This is a genomic window from Rhizobium sp. AC27/96 (genome assembly GCF_001692325.1).
GTDB lineage: Bacteria > Pseudomonadota > Alphaproteobacteria > Rhizobiales > Rhizobiaceae > Rhizobium.
Genome location: NZ_LXKN01000066.1, coordinates 218,823 through 244,987, shown reverse-complemented (window position 1 = coordinate 244,987; position 26,165 = coordinate 218,823). Strand labels below are relative to the sequence as shown.

General features: G+C 60.1%; 23 protein-coding genes. 11 read left to right on the top strand and 12 right to left on the bottom strand.

Features of this window, described 5'->3' with window-relative positions; translation table 11 throughout:
• Nucleotides 1–91: 91 nt before the first annotated feature.
• Complete coding sequence (locus A6U86_RS35365; RefSeq protein ID WP_141683847.1) at nucleotides 92–598, bottom strand: hypothetical protein; 507 nt, start codon at nucleotides 596–598, stop codon at nucleotides 92–94.
• 5 nt (nucleotides 599–603) lie between these two features.
• Here A6U86_RS35365 and A6U86_RS30425 point away from each other — a divergent pair, with 5 nt between their 5' ends.
• On the top strand, nucleotides 604–1,035 hold the full coding sequence (locus tag A6U86_RS30425; protein WP_068399495.1) for a hypothetical protein: 432 nt from the start codon (nucleotides 604–606) through the stop codon (nucleotides 1,033–1,035).
• Between the two features lie 727 nt (nucleotides 1,036–1,762).
• On the opposite strand, the gene A6U86_RS30420 is transcribed toward A6U86_RS30425, so the two are convergent.
• From A6U86_RS30420 to A6U86_RS30385, 8 genes are all read right to left on the bottom strand, one after another.
• Nucleotides 1,763–2,497, bottom strand: coding sequence for an ATP-binding cassette domain-containing protein (locus A6U86_RS30420; RefSeq protein ID WP_068399492.1), 735 nt, complete (start codon nucleotides 2,495–2,497; stop codon nucleotides 1,763–1,765).
• Nucleotides 2,498–2,508: 11 nt separating this feature from the next.
• Nucleotides 2,509–3,708 (bottom strand): alanine racemase, encoded by a 1,200-nt coding sequence (locus A6U86_RS30415; protein ID WP_068399489.1) that lies wholly within the window; start codon nucleotides 3,706–3,708, stop codon nucleotides 2,509–2,511.
• Between the two features lie 14 nt (nucleotides 3,709–3,722).
• Nucleotides 3,723–4,697: an ABC transporter permease gene (locus A6U86_RS30410; protein WP_068399486.1), complete on the bottom strand. Its 975-nt coding sequence runs from the start codon at nucleotides 4,695–4,697 to the stop codon at nucleotides 3,723–3,725.
• A 52-nt stretch (nucleotides 4,698–4,749) separates the two neighbouring features.
• Complete coding sequence (locus A6U86_RS30405) at nucleotides 4,750–5,814, bottom strand: substrate-binding domain-containing protein (RefSeq protein ID WP_068399483.1); 1,065 nt, start codon at nucleotides 5,812–5,814, stop codon at nucleotides 4,750–4,752.
• A gap of 64 nt (nucleotides 5,815–5,878) precedes the next feature.
• Nucleotides 5,879–6,943, bottom strand: a complete 1,065-nt coding sequence (locus tag A6U86_RS30400) for a substrate-binding domain-containing protein (RefSeq protein ID WP_068399481.1) — start codon at nucleotides 6,941–6,943, stop codon at nucleotides 5,879–5,881.
• A 37-nt stretch (nucleotides 6,944–6,980) separates the two neighbouring features.
• Nucleotides 6,981–8,237 (bottom strand): M20 family metallopeptidase, encoded by a 1,257-nt coding sequence (locus A6U86_RS30395; RefSeq protein ID WP_068399478.1) that lies wholly within the window; start codon nucleotides 8,235–8,237, stop codon nucleotides 6,981–6,983.
• Nucleotides 8,234–9,448: an ROK family transcriptional regulator gene (locus A6U86_RS30390; RefSeq protein WP_068399475.1), complete on the bottom strand. Its 1,215-nt coding sequence runs from the start codon at nucleotides 9,446–9,448 to the stop codon at nucleotides 8,234–8,236. Before A6U86_RS30390 ends, A6U86_RS30395 begins: the two co-directional genes overlap by 4 nt.
• A 209-nt stretch (nucleotides 9,449–9,657) precedes the next feature.
• Nucleotides 9,658–11,022: an LLM class flavin-dependent oxidoreductase gene (locus A6U86_RS30385; RefSeq protein ID WP_068399702.1), complete on the bottom strand. Its 1,365-nt coding sequence runs from the start codon at nucleotides 11,020–11,022 to the stop codon at nucleotides 9,658–9,660.
• A gap of 421 nt (nucleotides 11,023–11,443) precedes the next feature.
• Between A6U86_RS30385 and A6U86_RS30380 the strand changes: the two genes are divergently transcribed.
• The 10 genes from A6U86_RS30380 to A6U86_RS30335 all read left to right on the top strand — a co-directional run bounded on the left by A6U86_RS30380 (nucleotide 11,444) and on the right by A6U86_RS30335 (nucleotide 23,603).
• A complete protein-coding gene (locus A6U86_RS30380) occupies nucleotides 11,444–13,096 on the top strand; it encodes an ABC transporter substrate-binding protein (protein WP_068399699.1) in 1,653 nt (550 codons plus the stop codon).
• Between the two features lie 38 nt (nucleotides 13,097–13,134).
• A complete protein-coding gene (locus A6U86_RS30375; RefSeq protein ID WP_068399472.1) occupies nucleotides 13,135–14,145 on the top strand; it encodes an ABC transporter permease in 1,011 nt (336 codons plus the stop codon).
• The gene (locus tag A6U86_RS30370) at nucleotides 14,142–14,990 is read left to right on the top strand and encodes an ABC transporter permease (protein ID WP_068399470.1); all 849 of its coding nucleotides are present in this window, start codon (nucleotides 14,142–14,144) and stop codon (nucleotides 14,988–14,990) included. Before A6U86_RS30375 ends, A6U86_RS30370 begins: the two co-directional genes overlap by 4 nt.
• Complete coding sequence (locus tag A6U86_RS30365) at nucleotides 14,969–16,699, top strand: ABC transporter ATP-binding protein (RefSeq protein WP_068399467.1); 1,731 nt, start codon at nucleotides 14,969–14,971, stop codon at nucleotides 16,697–16,699. The genes A6U86_RS30370 and A6U86_RS30365 overlap by 22 nt, the downstream gene beginning before the upstream one ends.
• Nucleotides 16,696–17,778: an LLM class flavin-dependent oxidoreductase gene (locus tag A6U86_RS30360; RefSeq protein WP_068399464.1), complete on the top strand. Its 1,083-nt coding sequence runs from the start codon at nucleotides 16,696–16,698 to the stop codon at nucleotides 17,776–17,778. The genes A6U86_RS30365 and A6U86_RS30360 overlap by 4 nt, the downstream gene beginning before the upstream one ends.
• Nucleotides 17,779–18,005: 227 nt before the next feature.
• The gene (locus A6U86_RS30355) at nucleotides 18,006–18,584 is read left to right on the top strand and encodes a TetR/AcrR family transcriptional regulator (protein ID WP_068399461.1); all 579 of its coding nucleotides are present in this window, start codon (nucleotides 18,006–18,008) and stop codon (nucleotides 18,582–18,584) included.
• Nucleotides 18,585–18,832: 248 nt separating this feature from the next.
• Nucleotides 18,833–18,994, top strand: coding sequence for a DUF1328 family protein (locus A6U86_RS30350; protein ID WP_068399696.1), 162 nt, complete (start codon nucleotides 18,833–18,835; stop codon nucleotides 18,992–18,994).
• A gap of 219 nt (nucleotides 18,995–19,213) precedes the next feature.
• Entirely contained in the window at nucleotides 19,214–20,722 is a 1,509-nt protein-coding gene (locus tag A6U86_RS30345; RefSeq protein ID WP_068399458.1) for an ATPase domain-containing protein, read from the top strand.
• Nucleotides 20,706–22,766: a hybrid sensor histidine kinase/response regulator gene (locus A6U86_RS30340; RefSeq protein WP_068399455.1), complete on the top strand. Its 2,061-nt coding sequence runs from the start codon at nucleotides 20,706–20,708 to the stop codon at nucleotides 22,764–22,766. The genes A6U86_RS30345 and A6U86_RS30340 overlap by 17 nt, the downstream gene beginning before the upstream one ends.
• 69 nt (nucleotides 22,767–22,835) lie before the next feature.
• Nucleotides 22,836–23,603 carry an SDR family NAD(P)-dependent oxidoreductase gene (locus tag A6U86_RS30335; protein ID WP_068399452.1) on the top strand — a complete coding sequence of 256 codons (768 nt, stop codon included), beginning with the start codon at nucleotides 22,836–22,838 and terminating at the stop codon, nucleotides 23,601–23,603.
• 52 nt (nucleotides 23,604–23,655) lie between these two features.
• On the opposite strand, the gene A6U86_RS30330 is transcribed toward A6U86_RS30335, so the two are convergent.
• The 3 genes from A6U86_RS30330 to A6U86_RS30320 all read right to left on the bottom strand — a co-directional run bounded on the left by A6U86_RS30330 (nucleotide 23,656) and on the right by A6U86_RS30320 (nucleotide 26,113).
• Nucleotides 23,656–24,225, bottom strand: coding sequence for a hypothetical protein (locus A6U86_RS30330; RefSeq protein WP_244510137.1), 570 nt, complete (start codon nucleotides 24,223–24,225; stop codon nucleotides 23,656–23,658).
• Between the two features lie 309 nt (nucleotides 24,226–24,534).
• Complete coding sequence (locus A6U86_RS30325; RefSeq protein ID WP_068399693.1) at nucleotides 24,535–24,855, bottom strand: 2Fe-2S iron-sulfur cluster-binding protein; 321 nt, start codon at nucleotides 24,853–24,855, stop codon at nucleotides 24,535–24,537.
• A gap of 28 nt (nucleotides 24,856–24,883) precedes the next feature.
• Nucleotides 24,884–26,113, bottom strand: a complete 1,230-nt coding sequence (locus A6U86_RS30320; protein WP_068399690.1) for a cytochrome P450 — start codon at nucleotides 26,111–26,113, stop codon at nucleotides 24,884–24,886.
• Between the last annotated feature and the right edge of the window lie 52 nt (nucleotides 26,114–26,165).

Genomic DNA, 26,165 nt, shown 5'->3' with positions numbered 1-26,165 from the left:
CACTCGAAGTCCTGAAGACATCTACTGAAATGACAGTTGATATTTAGCTGACGGTGAGTTTCCACATTTTCTTTCATCCGGCCAGACGTTGCTATCTCCATCGACCAAATGCGGGCGCATCGATCTTTTGACGGCTTTTCGCATTCTCACAAACCGCGTCGATGTTGTTCGTGGAGACCGAAATATCGTCCATCATCCTATTCGGCTGCCGGCTCGTAAGCCTCTCCTTCTGTTGAGAAAAAGGAAACGCACCGCGCGAATATTGATGCTTGTAAAAGTTGTATGACGCCAGCCCTATAGAGGCAATATCTTCTAATGCTAATTCTCGAGGTAGCAGGGGAGTGGCTGTTGATTTTAGCCCATCCGAACCCGCCAAACCGGTTCGCGATCTAAATCTTGCATGGGATTTCGTCGCCAACCCTGCGTCGCCAATGGAGGTCGAAGGAATTCGGCCCGTTGCTGCTTGCGTCGGCAGGTGGCTCCGCCACATTTCCTCGGTTCGGCAGCCCGGTGAACCCATCGCGCTTGAGAAAAGACGCGGTTCACCAATTTCGCTGGAGGCGGGAACTTTGCACAGCGGACCGGCAAATTGGAACAATCCGTATGCCTAAGGCCAAATCATATCTCTTGAACACGGCGAGTGGAACGATCCGGACCGTGATGCTCCCCGCGCGCAACCGGACCAAACATATTCACGAACTGATCGGCTCCGATATGGTCGATGTCGTTCGCGTCAAGGACTCGCATCTTGTCTACGCCGATAACAATCGCCTGGCCGATGGGCTTCCAAGCGTAACGGACCTGAAGGGCCACCCCTCGCCGTTCGCCGGCAATCTGCTGATCGTCGGCAATGACGAAAGCAGCGAGACAGCAAGCGTCAGCGCCAGTATTGACGATGTCGCCTCGTGGTTCACCATAATTCGCCCGGTGTTCCTGCCCGTTTTCGAGACAGTACGCGAATCTCAAAGCGTCGAGGTCCGTGTCATTCGCCTGGATGTCCGCATCGAGCGGTCAGCACCGAGCGTCATCGGGTAGATACCAAAGAGCCGCACGCTATATCCCGGTAGAATTCTCTATTCTTTTCTATTAAAAAACAGATACTTACAACAAATTCGGCAATCTCTCCCACACGGATTCCGAATGCTGAGCCTCCGGTTCTCCGCTTCCTGATGCGAATGAAGATCGACAACGGCCCCAGGCGATTTCTCAAGGAAAACTGTGCGTCGGATGTGCCGAATGTGCACATTCGCTGTGCCCACTCATATTAAGGGGTAACTCAATCCGCCACAAGGATGCCGTGATCCTCCTGCGCCGGCTATACAACCATTGAATACATTAGCATGTACGTTATATGTGCGAATGATTTACGCAACGGTGGTGAGTAGTGGCACGATATTATTTCAAGGTTCGAGATGAATTTAAACGCGTTCTGGCAGAAAATGATATCGAGGAAGTTGATCACCTGACAGCCTGCCGATCTGTTGCAATGGCTCTGGCAGTTTTTACCTTCGACACCAGGGCACCTCCGAGTACTTCAGTCGAACTACAAGACGCTTCGGGAGCTCGTGTTGCCATTATTACGCTTTCGGTCGAAACCTGATGAGAGCTATTTCACGGGTTGGCGAGCAGCGATGAGCCACGCAAACGACAAGAGCGATCTCACGCCCTTGACTTGTTTCGCGGCAACTTGAGTAGGTCCTTTAACCAGACGGCGCTCTGTCGACTTGCACCAGGAAAGCTGCGACATCGCTGCGGTTGATCGTTACACTCCCGTGATCATGGAAACGATCTCGTTCTTGTCGGTCTCGGATGTCTTGCGGATGCCGATCTGCTTGCCACGGCGGAGCACGCAGATGCGGTCGGAAAGCTTGAACACCTGATCGAGGCTGTGGCTGATGATCAGCACGCCGATATTGCGGGATTTCAGCGATTGCACGATCGCCTCGACCTTGGCCGTTTCGGCGACACCAAGCGCTGCTGTGGGCTCGTCGAGCAGGATCAGCTTCTTTGCCCAGCGGGTGGCGCGGGCGATTGCCACGCCTTGTCGCTGGCCGCCGGAAAGATCCTTGATCGTCGCATGCGCCGAGGGGATGCGGACATCGAGCTCCTGAACCAGCTTCTCGGTTTCCGCGATCATCGTCTTGCGATCGAGCAAGCCAAGGCCATTGGTCAACTCGCGCCCGAGAAACATGTTCATGTAGACGGTCTGCTGATCGGCGAGCGCCAGATCCTGATAGACGACCTCGATGCCATGCGAACGCGCCATCGTCGCGCTCGACATGCTCACGGTATCGCCCTCGATGGTAATCGTCCCCGAAGACGGGGCGTAGACACCTGAGATGATCTTGATCAACGTCGACTTGCCGGCGCCATTGTCGCCGACCAGCGCCACGATCTCGCCGGGATGAATGTCGAGCGAGAAGTTCTCGATCGCCACGACGGCATCGAAGTTCTTCTTGATGTCCTTGAGCTCGAGGACGGGAGCGGAAGCATTCATCTCATATACCTCTAAACCGGCCAGGATTCGGCTTCGCCGAAACTGTTCTCGATGGTCTCGACCTTGGGCTGGCCCTTGGAAATGCCGGATACGCCGACGACATAGGCGCGGGTGACGAAGGCCTGACCGCGGAAACCGAACACGGCGGTGTCGCCCGGCTTCGGTGCCTTGGGCCCGGCGGCATCGATCATTGCGTAATAGTCGATCATCGATGGTGGCGGGATCTCGACACTGCGGAGCGCCGACGCCGCCACGGTCGGCTCGTCCGAGACGATGGCCTTGACGTCGTAATCGGGGAAGATCGGATCGATGTAGAAGCCGCCGCCGAAGCAATAGGCCTTACCATCAGACAGATGCGATACTTCGGTCAGATAGCAGACGGCAGGCAGTTCCGGCAGGTCTTCGACGGCATGCAGCGCCGTCGTGCCGTGCAACCCGTTGCCGGGTTCGCATTGGGTCGCCCCGGCATCGGCAAGCGCCGGCAACAGGACTGATGAGGTCGTGCCCGGCGCATTGACCTCGATATCTGTGCGACCGGCTTTCGCCAACGCCTCTGCCGCCTTGGTCAGCGTGGCGAGGTTATGGGTCGGGATGACCTTGCGCGTCTGGTGATCGAACAAAAGCGCCGGGAAAGTGGTGATGCCGGCAAACCGGCCGCCATCCAGCCTGTCGAAGCCATCGGCCATAGCAGCCACATCAGCGGCATCGAAGCCGCCCTCATGACCACGATAGAAGGTGTCACCTTCGGCCTTGATACGGGCGAGCAGGTTCTGCGTGTATCCCGCAGCCTTGGCACCGGCTGCTGCTTCGGCGGCCTTCTCGTCGTTGAATACGGTCCAGTAGTCTGGGTGGAAGTTTGCGGCGGCAGCCTTCGCCTCATGACGCGCCACCTGTTGGAGATGGCCGAGGTGGCCGACCTTGAGGCCGGCGCGATGCGTGGCGCGGGCGCAAGCCATGTCGACGGCGACAGAGCGGTCGATCCCGCCGCGCATGACGGCCTGCGCAAAAGAGCTGGAGCGGCCAACCTGCTTGGTCATCGCGAAGATCTTCAGGCCCAGCCGCTCGGCTTCGGTCTTCAGCACGCGAGCATTGGCCTCGACCGTATCGAGATCGAGCACATAGGAATTGGCGGGAATCCTGCCCTCACAATGCAGCGCGATGGCGGCCTCGATGAATTTGGGATTGCGGCGGCGGAGAACGTCGAGAAACATCGGAAAACCTTTCTTCAGCGCTGCTTTTCGCGCAGCGACACGGCCACCGCCGCAAGAATGATGAAGCCACGGACAATCATTTGGTCGGACACCGAAAGTCCCATCAAGATCAGGCCGTTGTTGAGCATGCCCATCATCAGTGAACCCACGAGCGCGCCGACGATCGAGCCCCTGCCGCCATTGAGCAGCGTGCCGCCGACGATGACGGCCGCGATAACAGTCATGAGATCGGTTTCACCGAGCGTATATTTGGCGGCCTGCAGCCGGCCGGCATAAAGCAGCCCCGCGAGCCCGGCGAGACCGCCGCTCAGCATCATCACCGCCAACCGGATACGCGGCACCTTGATGCCGGAGACGCCGGCCGCGCGGGCATTGTCGCCCACCGCCAACACATGCGCGCCGAAGCGGGTTTCGCGATAGATGACATGCCCGACGATGATGGCGAGGATGGTCCACCAGATCAACGACGGGATACCGAGAAGCGAACCCGAACCGAAGAAACCGGTGAACATTTCATCGGTCACGGGCACCGAGCGCAGATTGGTCAGCGACCGTGCCACGCCGGCAAACAGACCCATCGTCGCAAGGGTGACGAGGAAGGACGGCAGGCGCACGAAGGCAACCAGCACGCCGTTGGCAAAACCGATTGCCAGCCCCGCGCCCATTCCCGCAAGAATACCGGGCACCATGCCGTAGTTCTCGATGACCACGGCGGCACTCAGCGCCGACACCGCGACGATCGACCCGATGGAAAGGTCGATTTCGCCTGCCGACAGCACGAAAACCAGGCCGATGGCCATGATCGTCACTGGCGCGGTCTGCAGCACGATGTTGGAGAGGTTTCGCGCCGTCAGGAAGCCGCTATCCTTCAACACGATAGCGAAGAACAGGAAGATTGCGACGAAGCCGAAATAGACGACATATTGCTGGAGATTGATGCGGCTTTTCATGGTCATGACCGGCGCGCCTGTTTTGCTAGCGATAGACATATCGGTTCTTCCAAATGGGATAGAGCGGGAGGGAGCACCTCCCGCAATGCAGTTACTTCAGGGCGCTGGCGATGCTTGCCGGGACATCCCTGTGCAGCGACTTCTGCCAGCCTTCCCTCACGGTATCCTTGGTGACGGCGAGAGAATCGACCACCAGGAACGGAGCGGCCTGCTTGCCCACGAGTGATCCGGCCGTTGCGCGGGCCGCAGTGACGCCGATAGTGTAGGCCTCGTCGGCGACCAGCGCCGCCACATTGCCACCCTTGACCATATCGAGTGCCGCGGGTTCGTTGAGGTCGAGCGCGACGATCCTGGTATGGGTATTGCCGGCGGATCGCAGCGTCGAAAGCACGCTGAGCGCTGGCTCGGCCCAGGTGACGTAGATGCCGTCGAGATCGGGGTGCTGCGTTACCATCGCCTGGGCGATTTCCTCGGCGCGCGCCGGGTCGGCCATGCCCTGCTCGGCGACGACTTTCATTTCGGGATAATCCTGCTCGATGGTCTTCTTGAAGGCCTGGTCGCGCTGGTTGGTCACGTAGAAATCGGCATCGTGGAAGATGTAGCCGACCTTGCCCTTGCTTCCGAGGGCCGTTGCCATCGCGATGCCGGCCTTGTGGCCCATCTGGAACAGGTCGTCGGAAACGATAGTCACGTAATCCTTGCCCTGCACATAGCCAGCCGGAGAATTGTCGACGAAGCCGAGCTTGACGCCGGCCTTGAGCGCCGGATCGTAGACACTGGCCGCCGAGGCGGGATCGACCGGTAGCGACAGGATGATCGACGGCTTCTTGGCGAGCACGGTCTCGATATCGGACTTCTGGCGTGCCGCGTCGAAACCAGCATTGGTCTCGGCAATCACCTCGATGCCCAGGCGCTTGAACTCGTCGCGAGCACCGGCATTGACGGCTGTCGTATATTCGCTCATTTCGTGCCAGACGAGGGCGGCCGAGAACCTGCCGTCCTTGATCTTCTGCTCTTCCGCAGACGTCAGGGTATAGCTTGCAGCTGGCGTCGGCTTCTCGCCATGCGGGCCGGAGGTCTGGCCTTCCGCCGCAAAGGCGTGGCCCGAGACGACAGCAGCCGCAAGGCCGAGCGAAAGCATTGATAACATGCGCATCAGGTTTACTCCGAAAGAATATGCCGGGAAGCCGGCGGCGCATCTGGCCGCCGGCAATGCGCGATCACTTCGCGGCGTCTAGAACCGACTTCGGCGCATCGCGATTAAGCGATTCCTTCCAGCCCTCGGCGACATTGGCCTTGGTGACGGTCAGCGCGGGCGCGACGATGAAGGGCGGGGTCTTTTCGCCGATCAGCGACTTCATTCCGGTTGCCGCCATCGCCCGGCCAAGTTCATAGGCCTTGTCGGCGACGATCGCCGTGACATTGCCGCCCTTGACCATGTCGAGGCCAACAGGCTCGGAAAGGTCGAGCGTGACGACCTTGGTATGCTTGTTGCCGGCGCTGCGAAGTGCGGCCAGCACGCCATCGGCCGGTTCGGCCCAGGTCACGTAGATACCGTCGAGATCGGGATGCTGCAGCAGCATGGCGTTGGCCAGTTCCTCGGCGCGGGCCGGATCGGAGATCCCCTGCTCTGCGACGATCTTGATATCGGGATAATCCTTCTCGATCGTCGACTTGAACGCCTGGTCGCGCTGGTTGGTCACATAATAGGTCGCGTCGTGGAAAATATAACCGACCTTGCCCTTCTTGCCGATCGCCGTTGCGAGCGCGTCAGCCGCCTGCTTGCCCATCTGGAAGAGGTCGTCGGTGACGATAGCGGCATAGTCGGTGTTGTGCTTGTAGCCCGTCGGCAGGTTGGACAGGAACACGAGCTTCGTGCCGTCCTTGACCGCCTGCTTGAAGGCTTCGGCTGAGGTGGTCGGATCGAGCGGCAGCGCCAGGATGACGTTTGGCTTGGCCGCGAGCGCCGTCTCGATGTCGCTGCGCTGCTTGGCGGCATCGAAGCCGGCATCCGTGGTGACCACGACATCGACGCCCGCCTTGGCAAATTCATCCTTGGCGCCAGCCGAAACCGCATTGGTAAAATCCGATGACGTATGCCAGAGCAGTGCCGCCTTGTAGCCCTTGCCCTTGAGCTTGGCGAGATCGGCGTCGGAGAGTTTGACTTCGGCGCTTTTCGTGGCGGTTTCGCCCGACGGACCGGTGGTCTCCGCATGCGCGAGCAGCGGTGCCGCAATCAAGGCGCTGGCCAGCAGCGCTGCATTCAACATTTTCCTCATCAGCATTGTTGGGTTCCCTTTTTGATTTATTGATTTGCAGTCTCTATTCCGCCACGCCGCAGTAGCGCGCCATGAAGCTGGCAAACGCGACTATTCCGGCGAGGTATTCCTCTATCTCGACATGTTCCTCGAATGTGTGGCAGTTGCGGATATCGCCCGGCGCGCAATAAACAGCCGGAATGCCCAACCGATTGACGAAGAACGGTGATTCCGACCAGAATGGAGCGCCCTGGATCTCTCCGCGACCCGACATCGCTTCAGCCACGGAGGCGCAAAGCATCGACACGGCGGGCAAATCGGGGCCGATCTCCGCCGCAGAACCGCCGACCCTATGGTCGCGGCCCGCCGGATAGGAAATGTCCACCTTGATGTCGGGATCGGTGATCGCCCCGCGAATGACCGCTTCCATCTGGGTCGCCGCATCGTCGAGCGATTCGCCCGGCAGCAGCTTGCGGATCAGCGACAGCTTGCATTCCTCGGGCACGGCAATGAAGCCACCACCGGTAAGCGCGGTGATCAGCAGGAAGCCGCGCCCAATCAATGGGTGCTCGGCGCGCGCCGAGATTTCGTCGGAATGCTTCCACAGCGCCGACATGACGGCATGGCTGGCTTTCAGCGCATCCTTGCCCAGCTCCGGCACGCCGAAATAAGCGGACTTGCCGGTGATCGTAATGTCGGCGATGAAGAAACCGATTTGGGCGGAATAAACTGCAAGCTGGGTCGGCTCCGTATAGACGACGAAATCCGGCCTGGCGATTTCGCCGGCTTCAATGCGGGCAACGTAGTCCTTGACGCCGGCGGAAACTCCCGTGCCGGGCTGGCCGCTCTCCTCGTCGCCGACATAGGCGAAAGCGAGATCGCCCTTGAGCCTGATGCCAGCTTTATCGAGCAATGACAGGGCTGCAAGCGATGTGCAGATGCCGGCCTTGAGATCACCTGAACCCCGCCCCCAGATCTGCCCGTCGATCACAGGTGCTCCAAACGGATCTTCGCGCTCGGTGCCGGCCCAATGCTCCCGCCAGCCATGGACATGCACCGTGTCGGTATGGCCGATGAACTGCAGCCGCTTGCCGCCGCCAGCCCCCTTGCGCTCACCCCAGATATTCGGGCGGGCTGGAAGGAAATCAGCCGTTTGAATGCCCTCGATCCCGCGGGACCGCATTTCGGCCTGGAGCAGCGAGACGAAATTGGCTTCATTGCCGGTGATGCTCTCCCGGCCGATAGCGGCACGCAGCAGCGCAATCGCATCGTCTCTGTCGAGTGCCGCGGCGAGCCGTTCGGTGAGGCCATCGGCGATCATTGCACAGCCTCCTTGAAGGACACGGTCTCTGCCGGCGGTAGCGACATGCGGCCATCGGGTGCATCGGCGCCAAAAAGCGCGTTGTGCAGATGGCTGAGCCCGATCGCGGTCGCTCCGACGATTGCGGCACGCGCGCCGAGAAGGCTCGTCTCGATCTCCACCGGATAAGGGAAGCACTGCGGCAGGAACTTCCGCACCCGCTCAATCAACTCCTCGCGCAGGCCGATCGAACCACCGAGGATGACTTTCTGCGGATTGGCGATCGCGGCGATCGCGGCAATGCCTCGCGCCAGGAGCCTGGCCGTATCGTCGAGCACCGTCGCGGCATTGTTGTCGCCGGCCGCGGCCTTCTCGAAAATCTCCGGAACCGTCGCGGCGTGACCGGCCAGTTCCTGATAGCGCTCGATGATCCCGAATGAAGCGACGACCCGTTCATAAGCACCGGCCCTTGAGGATTCAGGATCGAACGGATCCGCGCCAAACGGCAGGAAACCAAGTTCGCCGGCAGCATTGCTGACGCCGCGCACCAGTTGCCCGTTGACCATCAGGCCGCCGCCAATGCCGGTGCCAACGGCAATATAGGCAAGATTGTCGATGCCCTGTCCCTGGCCGAGCCAGTTCTCGCCGATGACGCAGAGATTGACATCATTTTCCAGTGCCACAGCGAAGCCGAGCGCCTTTTCGAGGGCGGCCGCGACATTCATCTTGTCGATGCCCGGAATATTTGGCGCCAGAAGAATTCGGCCGGTCGACTGTTCCGGCGCACCGGGAGCACCCACCACGGCCATGCGAATCTTTTCCCGGGGAATATTCTGATGGGCCGCGGCCTGCCAGCACAGCGCGGCAATCTGGTCGACGACAAACTGTCCGCCCCGGCGATCGGTCGGAGCCACTTCTTCGGCAAAAACCTGGCAGGCGAGATCGGCGATCGCCAGGCGCACCTTCGTGCCGCCAAGGTCGACGGCGGCGATATAGGCTGCGTCCGGAATAAGCTCATAGGTGACCGCGGTCCGTCCGATATGGCCCGAGGTGCGACCGGTCTCCTGCACCCAGCCATCCAGTTCGAGCTGGCGGACGATTTCAGAGATTGTCTGCTTGGACAGATTGGTCTGCTTGGCAATCGATGCCCGGGAGATCGGCCCATTCTGGACGATCGCCTCCATGACGGCACGCTGCGAGAATTTTCGGGAGATGCGTTGGGTTTCGCTCACGGCGCCCTCAGTTAATTCGTTCTCTCACCGAACTAAATAGAACTTGCAAGCCTCCGTCAAGAGCGAGTCGTCTATGAAAGACTCGATTCAATTCTCTCCATCACTGAGCGTGCCGCTGTGTGAGCGAGGAAATCAGGTTTACCGTCGTGTTCGCCGATCGAGCCGCAGGAAAAACCCTGAGCAGTCTCAAGTGCGCAAGGGTCGAGACGCTAGGATCTCTGGAGGCGATAGGAAGCACCTGTGTGGCGATCCGGCAACCGATCGCCTTCGCCGAGGAGCTTTCGCCGGAGCGCCCCTTCCGCATAGGCTGTTTTATAGATACCGCGATCCTGTAGCGCGGGCACGACGATATCGATGAAGTCCTCGAAGCTTTCCGGCATGACTGTACGGGTGAGATTGAAGCCGTCGATTTCGCCCTCGTCCACCCAGGAAGCGAGCTCATCGGCAACGGTTGCTGCATCGCCGACGACAACAGGATAGCGCCCGCCGATGGCAAGCTCCTGCAGCAGCTGCCGCTTCGTCCAGCCACGCTGCTGCGCGATTTGCGTGGCCGACTGGCTGGCATTTGACGTGCCATAGGTAATGGTCTCGTCCAGATCATAACGCGAAAAATCAATGCCGGTGCTCGCCGAGAAATGCGCAAGCCCCGCCTCCGGATTGGCGTAGCGCAAATATTCCGCGTGCTTTTCCTTGGCAGCAGCGGTGGAGTGGTCGGCGACGACGGTCATGCCGAGGAATATCTTGACGTCATCGGGCTTTCGCCCAGCCGCAACGACCGCTTCACGCAGTGTACGGGATGTCGCCCGCGCTGCACTCTTGTCGGTCGCACCGATGAAAATGCATTCGGCGTGACGGCCAGCGAACTGGCGACCGCGACCTGAGGTGCCCGCCTGATAGAGCACCGGCGTGCGCTGCATCGAGGGCTCGGCGAGATGATAGCCCTGCGAGCGATAGAATTGCCCCTGGTGATCGATCGCATGAACCTTGCTCGGATCGGCATAGATGCGCCTCTCCTTGTCCACCAGGACGGCATCATCCTCCCAGCTGCCTTCCCAGAGCTTGTAGAGGACGCTCAGATAATCATCGGCGCGATCGTAGCGGCTATCATGCTCGAGCTGCGTGTCCAGACCCAGGCCCCGCGCCGCGCTATCGAGATAGCCTGTCACGATATTCCAGCCGATACGCCCGTTCGTCAGATGATCGAGCGTCGACATGCGCCTGGCAAAAATATAGGGCGCATCGGCGCTGGCATTGACGGTAACGCCGAAGCCGAGGTGCTCAGTCACAGCCGCCATGGCGGACACCAGCATCAAGGGATCGTTGACCGGCAACTGAATGGACTCGCGCAACGTCAGATCGACCGAGTTCTGATAGACATCGTAGACGCCGAGGATGTCAGCGAGAAAGATGCCGTCGAACAGGCCGCGCTCCAAAGTCGCGGCAAGCGAGGTCCAGTAGCTCAGCGTCTTGTAGCGATCGGACTGATCCCGTGGATGCGCCCATAGGCCGTGATTGATATGGCCCACGCAGTTCATGTTGAAGGCGTTGAGCAGGATCTGTTTCTTCTTGGTCATGATGGTGTCCGTCATTCCGGTCTAGATGGCGCGGCGTCTGCTTGCCGTTGAGATAGTAACTGCCGGCGGCCTGATATTTCCAGCCCACCGGGTCGTGAAGCGTATGTGTACGTGCATTGCGCCAATGGCGATCGAAACTGTCGCCCGCGAGCGTCGGGGAACCTCCCGATAATTCGATCAGCTTGCTTACGCCAAACAGGCTTGCCTTGGTCGGCGGAATAAGACTGCTACCCGTTACCAAAAGCGCTTTAACATCAGAAGTTTGTGCCGAGCCCGGAAAAGCTGATCCGCCCGGACGCGAAAATGAGGCCAAAATAATCTACAAATTTAGTAGAAAAAGAACAACTGGTCTTTCTCTCAGCAACCCGCCTCCTTACGCTATGGGCCATGATCTTCCCGTCCAGCAATGCAGGATCGTTTCATGACCAAACCATTTTCTTCACTTTCCCTTAGCCGGCGCCACCTTCTGATTGCCACCTCCGCACTCGCAACCGGCGCTCTCGTGACGGCGGCAGGGCTTGGCCCGGCTCTGAGTGCCGACAGCCCGCGCAACGGCGGTGACATCACCTTCCTCATCGATTCGCTGGGTGACACCTGGATCCCGAACAACAGCGCGATCTCCAGCTTTCAAGGCCACATCTGGGGCCACGTCACCGATAAGCTTGTTTACGTCGATGCAGACGGCAAGGTCAGCCCCTGGATTGCAGAGCGATGGGAGCAAAACGACAGCGCCACCGAATTCACGCTCCACCTGAAGAGCGGCGTGACCTTCTCCGACGGTACCCCGCTCGATGCAGCTGCTGTCGTCGCCAATCTCGATATCTGGTACGCCGGCCGCAAGAAGGAAGGCATCAACCCCATCGGGCTCTTCCCGAAGACCTACGACCGCGCCGAGGCGGTCGACGCAAGCACCGTAAAAGTCATCTTCAAGAAGCCGACGCTCGGCTTCATCCCGACACTCGGCTATCACGGCTCGATCCTGATTTCTCCGAAGACGATTGCCCTGCCCGCACCTCAGCAGGCTGACCTCAGCAAGACCTCCGGCAGCGGCCCTTATCTGGTCAGTTCCTGGAAGGAAGGCGACTTCGTAAAGCTGGTGAAGCGCAAGGATTACAATTGGGGTCCCCCGGCAGTCGGCCACACCGGCCCGGCCTATCTCGATTCAATCACCTACAAGCTGGTGTCCGAGCCGTCGCTGCGCGTCGCCTCTGTTCAGTCTGGCCAGGCGGACGTTGCCTACAATGCTTCGCCGCAGGAGCTGCAATCTCTCAAGGCCGACGGCTTCACCATCGCGACACCACGCTATCTCGGCTTCGTCAACGGCTGGGCGGTCAATACCAAGCTCGCTCCCTATGATGACGTAAAGGTGCGCCAGGCTCTGCAGGCCGGCATCAATCGCCAGGAAATCATCGACACCGTCTATACGCCCGACTGGAAGCTGGCGACATCCTTCATCCAGAGCAACGTGCCCGGCGCGACCGACCACAGCGATCTCTTGGCCTATAACCCGGATAAGGCCGAGAAACTCCTCGATGAGGCGGGCTGGATCAAGGGCGCTGGCGGCATCCGCGCGAAGGATGGCAAGCAACTGTCGCTGACAATCTACTCCAACCCCTATCTCGCAACCTCCAAGTCGATCGATGAGCTCATCGCCCAGCAACTCGGCAAGATCGGCTGGAAGGTCGACATCCGGGCCTATGACGTCGTGACGTTTGGCCAAAAGGTCGCGTTCGGCGGCCCCGCTGTAGCGGCCTATGAGGTGACACGCAGCTTCATCGACGCCGGCACCGTCGCCGGCATCCTCACCAACGCCAACAATGGCGAGAACTGGTTTGCCCTTGATGAAAGGGACCAGAGGATCAACGAGCTGCGCGACAAGATTGCCAGCGCCGGCTCTGCCGAAATCCGTGCGCCGCTTCTCGATGAGCTGCAAAAGTATGTCCTCGAACAGGGCTACTTCATCCCGCGCACGCAGATCGTCCAGCGGATCTACGTGCAGTCCCCGAAGCTCAAGGGCGAGACGTACAACGGCGTCGCCTATGCCAGCTACTACACGGCCACGATCACCGACTAACCCGCAGTGCAATCGAGCAACGGAAGGATGTGAGCGGCATGAAGAATGTCTACCTAAACTACGCCGCAAAGCGCTTCGTCCAGGCCCTGGTCGTCATCCTGCTGGCCTACGTCCTGACCTTTGTCGTCGTCAGCATCCTGCCGGGCGACCCCGTGACCAACGTTCTTCGTAACCCGCAGAACGGGTTCACCGAGGAAGAGATCCAGGAAATCATCGCCGCTCAGGGCTTGGACAAGCCGGTTCTAGTGCAGTTGTCGACATCCCTCTCGAACTTCCTGACTGGTGACCTCGGCCTGTCGATGCGAACCAATAGGCCCGTGACAACCCTGATCGGAGAGGTGCTGCCATCGACACTGATCCTCGCCTCTACGGGCCTTGTCGTGGCGCTGCTATTGGCAATGGTGATCGCCTACGGCACCCAGTTTCTGCCAAAGCGGCTTGGCCAGGGCCTGCTGCGCGGCTTTCCGTCCCTGTTCCTGTCCGTGCCCAATTTCGTCATCGGCCTGGTGCTGATCCACATCTTCGGTTTTCAGCTCGGTCTCTTCCGCGTCATCGAACCCGACAGCGTCTGGGCCACCCTCTTTGCGGCAATCGCGCTCGGCATCCCCATCTCGGCACAAATCGCCGAAGTGCTGATCGCCAACCTCGACCACGAGTCCCGGCAGGAATATGCCGCCGTCGCGCGCAGTCGCGGCCTCGGGCAGATGCGCCTTTTTGCCAAGCACCTGCTGAAGCCGTCCTCCCTCCCGGTCATCACGATCGTCGCGCTCACCATCGGTGAACTGCTCGGCGGCTCGCTGATCACGGAGGCAGTCTTTGGGCGCACCGGTGTCGGCAGCCTGGTGCAGCGTTCGGTCAGCACCCAGGACCTGCCCGTCCTGCAGGCGGTCGTCTCGCTGGCGGCGGTGGTCTTCGTGCTCGTAAACCTGATCGCAGACCTTGCCTATCCGTTGCTGGACCCGCGCGTGAAGCTGCTTGGCAATTCCGACCGGCGCCCTGTCACCGCTGACGACAATGCGGCGGGCATTTCCGAGGAGCTGGCATCTTGACCCTCGCCTCCGTCACCTCCACCACGCATACCAAGGCAAAGAGCCGGCAGGCAGCCTTTCGTATACCGCCGACCGTTGCGCTCGCCTTCGCCATCATCGCGCTGGTGATTGCCTGGTCGCTTGTGCCGGGCCTGTTCACCAGCCATGACCCGGCCATCGGTGTCCCCGCCCACAAACTGCTCGGCCCCGGTATCGCGCACTGGTTCGGCACCGACCAACTGGGCCGCGACGTCTATACTCGCGTCGTCTACGGCACGGCTTCGTCCGTGAGGAGCGCGCTCATCGCCGTCGTCATTGGCGTTGTCGCCGGCGGCTTCATCGGCCTGCTGGCCGGTTTCCTCGGTGGGTGGGTCGATATCCTGTTCGCCCGATTGGTCGACGTGCTGCTGGCGATTCCGAAATTCCTGCTTGCCGTCATCGTGGTGACCGCGATCGGCTTCGACACGACGAACGCCGCTATTGCCACAGGCGTCTCGGCAGTGGCCGTCTTCGCCCGCGTCATGCGCTCGGAGGTCATCAAGACCCGGCAGGCGACGTTCGTCGAGGCTTCATTTCTGCAGGGCGGCTCGCGCTGGCACATTCTGTGGCGCCATGTGCTGCCGAACGCGTCGCGCTCGGTACTTCCCCTTGCAGTGCTGCAGTTCGGCGACTCGATCCTGGTGATCGCCAGCCTCGCCTTCCTCGGCTACGGCGACCCACCCCCCGCCTCCGACTGGGGCCTGCTGATCTCGATCGGCAAGGACTACCTCAAATGGCCGTGGCTCGTATATGCGCCCGCCTTCATCACGATCGCGACCGTCCTCTCCGTGAACAGGATCAGCCGATGGCTACGCAAGACAGATTGACCCTCGCCCTTCATCACGCCGAAACAATCGAGCCTTCCACGCAGACGGCAAGCCCCTTGCTGCGGATCGACGGCCTGTCGGTCTCCTACGGGCCGCATGAGGTCGTTACCGACGTCGGGTTCGAGCTGGGTCGCGGCAAGAGCCTCGCCTTGATCGGAGAGTCCGGCTCCGGCAAGTCGACCATCGCCCGCGCGGTGCTGCGGCTGCTTCCGAATGGGGGGCGAGCCACCGGCCGCGTCGAGTTCGACGGTCACGAGGTGCTGGCATTGTCCGAGCGCCGTTTCAGGCCGCTGCGGGGAAAGGCCATCGGCTTCATCCCGCAGGACCCAGGCAACGCGCTCAATCCGGTGCGCACGATCGGCGCTCAAGCGATGGAGGCGGCCGCGCTTATCGGCGAGCGCGATGCTGTCATCCGCAAGGCACTTGTCCTCGAGACCTTCGCCCAGGTCGGGCTCGATAACACCCAGCGTGTCTATGACTCCTACCCGCACGAGCTATCCGGCGGCATGTTGCAGCGTGTGCTGATCGGCCTTGCGGTCCTTCCAAGACCTTCGCTTCTGGTCGCGGACGAGCCGACCTCCGCGCTCGATGTGACCATACAGAAACGCATTCTCGACCTGCTGTCGCGGTTGCAACAAGATCTGGATATCAGCCTGCTTCTCATCACTCATGATCTGGCGATCGCCGCCGAAAGGGCGGACTCGCTGGTGGTGCTGAAGGACGGCACCATCCAGGAAGCTGGTAGAACGCAAACCGTTTTCTCTTCACCGGCGTCTGCATATGCAAGAAAGCTGCATGCCGACGTCCCGGCCTTGAACCCCGACCGTTATGCCTCTTTGCGCAACCCCGGTTTTCGCCTCCTCTATACCGCCGCCGACAAGGCACCGAAGATCGAAGTCAACGCGGTCACGAAGACGTTCACGGTGGGCGGCAGGATACTGAAGGCTGTCGACGACGTGTCGTTCACAGTCCCGGCGGGTACCACGCATGCGCTGGTGGGCGAGTCCGGCTCGGGCAAGACGACGACAATCCGCTTGCTACTGGGGCTCGAACAACCCGATACCGGCAATATCTCGGTCGCCGGCGAACAGCTTGCCGGCCGCTCGCAGGAGTCGCTGCGCGACGTGTGGCGCCACCTTCAGTTCGTCTACCAGAACCCGTTCATCTCACTCGACCCGACCTGGAAAGTCGAGCAATTGGTGCGCGAGCCACTCGACCGGTTCAGGATCGGAACCCGAAATGAGCGGGCCGAACGAGTACGCGAAGCGATCGCCAATGTCGGGCTCGGCGAGCATCTGCTCGCTCGCAAGCCGCAAGCCTTGTCAGGCGGCCAGCGCCAGCGCGTGGCGATTGCCCGTTCACTCGTCCTCAAGCCTGATGTGATCGTTCTCGATGAGCCGACCTCCGCGCTCGATGTCAGCGTTCAGGCCGATATCGTCGAGGTGCTGCTTTCGCTGCAAGCCAACCTTGGCCTGACCTATGTGTTCGTCTCGCACGATCTGGCCCTTGTGCGCCAACTCGCCCACACCGTCTCGGTGATGCAACACGGGCGCATCGTCGAACATGGGACCGTGACGGATATCTTCGACAACCCACAGCAGCCCTACACCGTATCATTGCTGCAATCGATCCCGTCCGGTGCCGCCGGCATCGGTCGTGCGCCCCATCCGCAACTCCGCCGGATCATCAATCAGGAAAAGATCGCATGAGCATCGCAGCGTCCGCCGGCATCCAGCCCTCGCCATTCCGCCCGAAGCAGCGGCTCGGCTTCAACACAAGGGTATCCTTCAACGATGATGCCGGGCCGGCGCAGGGACTGCGTGATGGGATCGAGCTGTTCAAGGCAGCCGAACGCCTGGGTTACCAGTCGGGCTGGGCCTATCAGCGGCACTTCGACCACTATCTGTCATCGCCCCTGCCGTTTTTCGCCGCAACTGGCCAGCACACACAGCACATCACGCTGGGCTCTGCTGTGATCCCGATGCGCTATCAGGACCCGATCCTGCTCGCCGAGGCGGCCGGCACGACCGATCTGCTGATTGGCGGCCGGCTGGAATTGGCAATCTCGACCGGTGCCAACGCCGCATTTGACGCCGTCTTCGGCACCGTTGATACCGACGCCCGCACGGAGGCCAAGCGCCGCCAGGCCCGCTTCCTTGCCGCGATCTCGGGGGAAGTCCTTCACACCGTCGCCGGGTCGGGCCAGGGTGCTCCTGCGGGCGCCGAGCTGCGCGTGACGCCGCACAGCCCAACATTGCGGTCCCGGATTCGGCAGGGATCGGCGAGCCTTGGCTCCGCGGTGCAGGCCGCTGAACTCGGAATCGGGCTCATCTCTGGAACCGTGCAGCACGACCACGCCGAAGGCGAGAGTTTTGGCGAATATCAGGCCCGCTGCATCGAGGCTTTTCGGATCACCTGGCACAAGACTTGGAGAACCGAGCCGCCACCGGTGGCCGTCGCCGCTTCGGTCCTTGTCGGCACCACTAGTGAACTCCGGGAGAAATACGCTGCCTACGATCTCGAGCGTCGCACCCAGGGGATAGCCGCGTCCCGTCCCAAGGGCGCGCTCGCGCCGGCCAACCAGCCAGTCGGCGCTCAGATTTCGCCGGTCTTTCACGGCGCGCCCGACGAGGTACTCGAGGCCGTGTTCAACGACCCGGGCCTTGCCGCAGCAGACGAGATTGTACTCTTCCTGCCGCCCGCCTTCGGTCTCGCCGAGAATGTGCGGCTGCTGACCGATCTCGCGGAGACAGTGGCACCAGACCTCGGCTGGTCGCCCACCTGGTGACTGGCACAGCAGAGCCAGGCTTGTCGCGGCTTTCGGTGAGGGTGCTATCGAGGGAGCAAGGCAAAACGATCAAACAGCCGGGATCGAAGCGCCCGGCGGGTACGGATCGGATGCGCCGGCAAGTTCAAGGAGTTGATCTTGCCGATGGGGATGCAAATCCCGCCACAACCTTATATCTGTTTTCCGCTCCCCATACGTCGAACTGAGCATAGGCGCTACGAATACCCATGAGACGGTCCATATCCGAACAAATCCTCGAGGTCGCCGGCGTGTTGTTCTATCGCGAGGGCATCCGCGCGGTCGGCATCGAAAGGATCATCGAGGAAGCCAGCATCGCCAAGGCGACCCTCTATCGCCATTTTCCTTCCAAGGATTATCTGGTCGCAGCCTATCTGAGCCAACGCCACGAGCGTGTCATCAACGCATTGGAGGATGTGAGGCGGCGAACGGCAACGCAGCGCGAGCAGATAGAGGTCATTTTCCAGGAGCTCTTCAAGAAGGCCGACAGCCGCGAATTCAGGGGGTGCGCCTTCGCACTCGCGGTTGCCGAGCATGGCGATTCCGCTCGCATCGTGGACGTTGCGCGAGAACACAAACGCGCCGTCCGCGCCATTTTCGCGGCTATTCTGGCCGAAGCCGGCATTACCGACAGCCAGCCGGCGAGACATCTTGCTCTTCTCTACGAAGGTGCACTTGCCACCGTTGCCGTCGATCGCGATCCGGCAGCAGTACTCGTTGCCGGCCAATGCGCCCTTACGGTTTTCGATGGGGCAAAGGCGGCCCTGGACGGCCGCGACAGGCAATGAGATCACAGCGCTAACGGGTTAGAAATTCGACGGCCCCTCATCCGCATGCCGTCCCACCGCCACGTAAATATCAGCCATTGCCGCAGCAGTGTTTGACGCCGACCTCTGAGTTCTTCGCGCACTTACCGTGCATGACAATGACCGAAGATCTTGAGGCCGTTTCCTCTTCCGGTTTGTGCTTGCATCACCGGGATGGAACAAAGCAAGGGCTGTTCTCGTTCTCTGTCTGACCACAGATGGAGGATAAGATGCTTTACTATGCACTGCTATTTCTTGTCGTTGCTTTGATTGCAGGTGCTCTCGGCTTCGGTGGTCTTGCAGGCGCGTCGGCATCCATTGCCCACGTCCTATTCTTTCTTTTTCTCATATTGTTCGTCGCGTCGCTTCTCATGCGCGTAATCCGACGCTGAAGGATAGCCGTCGCACAATGAAACATGGGCTGATGGTGCCAGCTGATCGTTGCACCAACCTTCACGCTACAGCGAGATATACAGCGAAGATCGCCTCTTCATCATCATCGGGCGATCCTCAGGCTTGCTGAAGATAGAACAAGCATTCGAGCAGCTGCCGGAGGCCGGTATTTGCTCTCGCAATCTAAGCTCTGCATCTTGGAGAGATTAGGAGAAAAAATGATTGAAGAGTTGCATGAAAAGGCATTGACCGGCGTTGCGGGTCTCGACGATGTGCTTTCCGGTGGATTGACACGCCGTCACGTATTTCTCTTGGAAGGCTCGCCGGGCACCGGCAAAACCACGATTGCCCTGCAGTTCCTTCTGGAGGGAGCGGTCAAGGGCGAACGCTGTCTCTATATCAGCCTTTCAGAAACCGAAGACGAGTTGCGAGACAGCGCCCGTTCCCATGGCATGGAAATCGGCGATCAGATCCGGATCTTCGAGCTTGTCCCGCCCGAAAGCCTTCTCGACGCGGATCAGCAGCAAAGCCTTTTATATTCGTCCGACCTCGAACTGGGCGAGACGACCAAGCTCATTTTCGAGACATTCGAGCGCATGAAGCCGCAAAGAGTGGTCATCGACAGCCTCTCGGAAATCCGGCTGCTGGCGCAGAGTTCGCTGCGGTATCGCCGCCAGATCCTGGCACTCAAGCATTTCTTCTCGAGGTCCGACGCTACCGTCTTGCTTCTCGACGACATGACATCCGATATCCTCGACAAGACCGTTCATAGCGTCGTTCATGCCGTCATCCATCTGGAGCAGCTGGCCCCCGATTACGGATCGGAGCGTCGGCGGTTGCGGATCATCAAATACCGCGGGCAATCCTTTCGCGGCGGCTATCATGATTTCATCATCAAGACGGGCGGCGTCGCCGTATTCCCCCGTCTGCGTGCGATAGAACATAAAATGGGGTTCGAGCGCACCACGCTTAAAAGCGGCATCCCGGAGTTCGATGATCTTCTGGGTGGCGGCATCGAGCGCGGTTCGAGCACGCTCCTGATCGGCCCGGCAGGAACGGGCAAGAGCCTGTTTGCACTGCAGTTCGTCGATGCGGCCACCAAGCGCGGCGAAAAGGCGGCCATTTTCGTCTTTGACGAGGAACTAGGCCTGCTTTTCTCGCGGACCAAGGCGATGGGCTTTGACCTGGAGGGCATGCGAGATGCAGGCCTGATCCACATCGAGCAATTGGATGCGGCAGAGCTGTCACCCGGTGAATTTGCCCAGCGTGTCAGGGACCGCGTCGCGAGCTATGACGCAAAGGCCGTCGTCATCGACAGCGTCAACGGCTACCAGGCGTCGATGCCGGAGGAAAACGCGCTCATTCTGCACATGCATGAGCTGCTGCAATATCTCAACCGGCAGGGCGCCAACACTTTCCTCACGGTTGCCCAGCACGGGCTCGTCGGAGATATGAAATCTCCTGTCGATGTGACCTATCTCGCCGATACCGTCATCCTGCTTCGCTATTTCGAAGCGCTCGGGAAGGTCCGGCGGGCAGTATCCGTCATCAAAAAGCGCACAGGCAAACATGAGGATACCATTCGGGAATTTCGGATTACGCATGCCGGCTTGACCTTGGGCGAACCTCTTTCCGGCTTTCAAGGCGTCCTGCGGGGCGTACCGACTTTCATGAACGAAAGGCACCCGCTGCTTTCGAATTCAGACGAGGATGGCGATCATTCCTAATAGAGATACCATCGGCCTTATCCACGCTCCTCTCGGACGCGATGCACAGATTGCAGCCTCGTTGCTGCAGGAGGCAGGCGTCAATTCGAAAGTGGCGCCGGATCTCACCGCCTTTGTCGCCAGTCTGAGCGACGATGTGGCGTTTGCAATCATCACCGAAGAGACATTGCGCTCAGCGGACCTGCGCGCAATGTCCGCCTGGATCGAAGCCCAGCCGAGCTGGTCCGACCTGCCGTTCATCATCATGACGAACCGCGGCGGCGGCCCCGAGCGCAATCCCGCCGCCGCAAGGCTTTCGGAAATCCTCGGCAATGTCAGCTTCATCGAACGTCCGTTCCATGTAACAACCTTCGTCAGCGTCGCCCGATCGGCATTGCGGGGACGACGTCGCCAATACGAAGCGCGATTGCGCATCGAAGCCCTGGACGAAGGCGAGCGGAGGCTGCAAACCGCAATCGAGGCCGGGCGGCTAGGCGCCTGGGAGCTCGACCTTGCGACCAAGGAGCTGATCACCTCGGCAACCTGCAAGCGGATTTTTGGACGCGACCCCGACCTCGGCTTCACCTATCGTGACCTGCTGGATACCGTCCACCCGGAAGACCTTGACCGCATGCAGAATGCGGTGGCCACCACGGTCAACACAGGGGCGGACTACTCGATCGAATACAGGACGATCTGGGGCGACGGTTCGGTCCACTGGGCAGAAATCCACGCCCAGCTTCATCGAGATCGAGCGGGCAAGGCGATCAAGCTGGTCGGTGTGTCGGCCGATATAACCGCGCGACTGAAGGCCGAGGAACATCAGCGGCAGCTCAATGAAATATTGGAGGAAAGAGTGGCGGAGCGTACGCTTGAACTCGAACAGGCGCACGCTGTCGTCATGGCGGAGGTCAGCCAGCGCGAGCGCGCGGAGGAACAGCTTAGTCACGCACAGAAGATGGAGGCTATCGGCCAGTTGACCGGCGGGGTCGCCCACGATTTCAACAATCTGCTGATGGCAGTCCTCGGCAATCTTGAGTTGCTTCGCAAACATGTCGGAGACGACGTAAAGGCAGGCCGCCTGATCGACGGGGCGTTGCAAGGCGCCAAGCGAGGCGCCTCTCTCACCCAGAGACTGCTGGCGTTTGCACGCCGACAGGACCTTCGCATCGGCCCGGTCGATCTGGGCGGGCTTGTCGTTGGAATGGAAGATCTCCTGAAACGATCCGTCGGCTCGGCTATTCGAATTGAATCGTCAATTCCCGCCGCCCTCCCTTTCGTGTCCGCAGACAGCAATCAGGTGGAGTTGGCTCTGCTCAATCTCGCAGTCAACGCCCGGGATGCCATGCCCGATGGCGGCACCATATGGATAAAACTGAGGGCGGAAGAACAGGCCGAGAAAACAGAGACTCTTGCGGCCGGGAACTATCTTGTTCTGTCGGTGGTCGATGAGGGGCATGGGATGAACGAAGAAACGCTGCAAAAGGCCATAGAGCCGTTCTTCTCCACGAAGGAACTCGGAAAGGGAACGGGGCTCGGCCTATCCATGATCCATGGGCTTGCCCTGCAGTTGAAAGGCGATCTCAGACTAGCCAGCAGCATCGGCAAGGGGACGACGGCTGAGCTCTGGATACCGGTCTCGACATCCACGAGCTCCCGAGACGTCGTTGTCGAGGTGACGCCAGTGAGCCCGGAAGAGGCCGCGGGACCAAAGAAGATCCTGCTCGTCGACGATGATGTCCTGATCGCGATGAGCTCCGCCGATATGCTCAGCGATCTCGGTCATGAGGTGACTGAGGCGCATTCGGGCAAGGAGGCGCTCGAATATTTGAACAGCGGCGGCGGCTTCGACCTGATGATCACCGATTATTCCATGCCCGGCATGACCGGTGCGGAATTGGCCAAAGCAGCCCGTAATATTGCTCCCGACCTACCGATCCTCATTGCCTCCGGATATGCCGAATTGCCGGCCGGTGCGGATCTCGATGTCGCAAGGCTCGGAAAACCGTATACGCAAACGCAGTTGGCTGCCGAAATCGGCAAGCTTATATCCCCGGATCGTTGAGAAATATCGCTTTATGCCGCGCGTGAATTGTAGTTCGATCCACATTTTCGGACATCAAGCGAGGAACCAATGACGGACAGGCTAAAGGGTAAGATTGCCATCATCTCTGGCGGAGCCACGGGGATGGGCGGGGCGGCGTCACGTCTGTTTGCGGCGGAAGGAGCGAAAGTCGCAATTATCGACCGAAATGGCGATGCCGCGGCGGAGACGGTGCAATCCATTCGCAGCGGCGGCGGCAGCGCCGATCATTGGGTCGCCGATGTTTCGGACGAAGCGGCCGTCAATGGCGCCGTGAAGGGCATCGAGGATCGTTTCGGTGCCGCAAACGTACTCTTCAATCACGCCGGAACGATCGTCATCAAACCGTTTCTCGAAACGACGCTTGAGGAATGGGAATGGCTGCACGCAGTCAACGTGCGTTCGATGTTCCTGATGACCAAAGCCGTCCTGCCGGGCATGATTGCGGCTGGCGGGGGTTCCATCGTCTGCACATCGTCGATCTCGGCAGTTGCTGCTACGCCGATGGAGGTACTCTACGACACCACGAAAGGTGCCGTTCATATGTTCGCTCGCGCCATAGCCGTCGAATTCCGCGACCGAAATATTCGTTGCAACGCGGTTTGCCCTGGCTTTATCCGCACGCCGCATGGCCTGCGCGAGGTCGCCGAGCTGCAGGCGCTTGGTGTCGATGTTTCCGATGCCGCGATCGCCGCGCAACAGGGCCGGATCGGCGAGCCGGAGGATGTGGCACGAGCCGCCCTCTACCTGGCCTCTGACGAATCCAATTTCGTGAACGGCATCCATCTCTTCGTCGATAATGGCTTCACGGCAATTTAGCCGTATGGCGCCTCGGACTAAGAGACACTGTCTCGAGAGACGATAAGATCCCCTAGGCTGCCGTGGCGCCAACTCTGCGCCCGGCACGCCGTGACCGGCTTTCGCTAAGGGCGCGTTGAAAATTCTTGTCGGTTTGTGCGTGGTGGCCGAGATCATCGAGGAATTCGGAGACATCCCGGAGGGTTTCGACAACGATGTATCGCAGACCACCGCCGGCATCGATCCGGTCATAACCGATGCTGATACCGAAGCCGCCATTCACCTTGCGAAACCACGCGGATCGCCAGCTGTTGAAGCCGCTGGGATCCGCCTCAAATTCGGCAAGCAAGGTCTTTTGCCGTTCAAGCCGCCTGAGGAATGTTGCGACCATATCCGCCGCGCCCGCCTTCGGCTTTTCCGCCCTCTTCGCAGCCCATTTTTCGACAAACCCGGATCTGGGCGGCGAAATTGAGACTTCATCGTGATTGGCTGCAATAGCCTGGACCGGATCCGACACCTCGGTACAGTGCTCGCGCACAGGCGCGCTGACCGCAGGCTCCTCGTTTTCCGCCAGGCTCTGCTTGAGGTCGGAGGCGAAGGAGCCCCAGATCGACTTTGCCTGTTCGGCAGGCCTTGTTCTCATTCGGCGGGAGGATTTGATTTCGAGGACGAAAGGTTTTGTCTGTTTAGCCATAATGCTCGGATGTGCGCTCAGTGACGGGCCGCGTCTGACTCAGGATCAGCTTGGATGAAGGGCTGAGGATTGCCTCATAGTCGCAATTGCGGTAGCGCAATCGCTTATGATCTCTCCAAGACAAGACCTTATAGCGGATTGTCTTCCATTGGAAACCCCCGCTGTATTCGATCGCAACTCTGCCAAGCCAGGCCTTCGGAATAGAAAATGGCAGCGTCTTCTATTCAGCAACCCTGTCGATTGCCAAGATGCCTGGGATCAGTGCTGACTATCCGGAACGACCACGCGCATTCCGTCGGTGACGCTGCTCAAGAGGATCTGACAACTAAGGCGACTGTTGGCGGTCGGGTCCATCACGAACTCGATCATGTCAGCTTCCTCCTCAGAAGGCGGAGGCAGCAGATCGAGGTGCGGCTGATCGATGTAGCAATGACAGGTCCCGCAGGCCAAGGCGCCGCCGCATTGCGCCACGATACCATCGATGTTGTTCCTGACGGCAACGGCCATCAGCGTCTCGCCATTCTCCGCACGCACACGCTTTTCCTGACCAGCGGAGTCGACGAACACGATTTCACACATTGCATTCTCCATGCTTTCGACAACCCGCTCAAGCGGGAATAAGCCTGATGTTAAGCCGCTGCGGCCCACGAACCGACAGTCCGCGCTTGTAGGCGGGACGTTCGTCCAGCAATTCGATGGAGCGCGTTCGCTGGAGCAGCGTCGTAAAAATGATCTCCATATCGAGGCGGGCGAGATGATTGCCGAGACAGAAATGCGCGCCACCGCCGAACGCCAGATGGCGGTTGGGGCTTCGCTCGATATTGAATTGGTCAGGCGTGTCGAACTGCTCGGGATCACGATTGGCAGCACCATAGAGCAGGCCGACCTTGGTGCCTCTCGGCAGGCTCTTGCCCGCGATCACCTTTTCCTCGGTGAGATAGCGATGGAAGAATGGCAGCGGCGACTCGTAGCGGAACATTTCTTGAATGGCGGTCGGCATAGCGGTCGGCGCTTCCCTGAGCTTGGCCAGAGCGTCTGAATGCTGCAAGAGAGCGTGCATTCCGCTGCCCAGCACGTCGATCGTCGAGCCGTGTCCGGCCATCAAGATCAGCATGCAGGTGGAAACGAGTTCGTCTTCGGTCAACTCGCCGGCGGTATAGGCCTGCGTGAGCCGACAGAGGAGATCGTCGCGCGGGCTGCGCACGCGATCGGCAATGAGCTCCTTCAGCAATTCGTAGAACTCTGTCGTCGCGCGCTCGGCAATCGCCTTGCGTTCGGCGCTGCGGTCGACGTCGAAATACTGCACCACCTGCTCCGACCATCGGCGCAATTGCCCCGCATATTCGTCCGGCACACCGAGCACCGAGCCGATGATATGGCCTGGGACTTCCGAGGCAAGATCCTCGACGAAATCGATCGTTCCCGCCTCTAGCAGCCGGTCGAGCAGCTTGTCGACGAAATCCTGGATCATCCCGCGCTGGCGGGCGACGAGAGCGGGAGTGAATTCGCGGAAAACCTTGCGCCGCAGACGGTCGTGCGTTTCGCCATCGGAATCCAGCATGCTGAACTGCACGAAGCGCGAATGGTTCGGCATGTCATGCCAGTTCAGCCGAACCTTGTGCTCCTGGATCTCCTCGGGAGAGAGGAAGAATTCAAGGGAGCGCACCAGCGTCTTGTCGCCGGCGGCGGCGGCAACATCCTGGTAGCGCGACAGCAGCCATATATCGAAATGCTCGTAATAAACCGGACCTTCGCTGGCGCGGAGTGCGCGATAGGATGCATAGGGATCCTCTGCGAATGCCTGCGAGAGCGGATCAAATGATTGGGTTGCCGTCATCGCCACCTGGATCTCCTCCATTCCGGTTAAACTGGCGCAGAATAACCTTCCC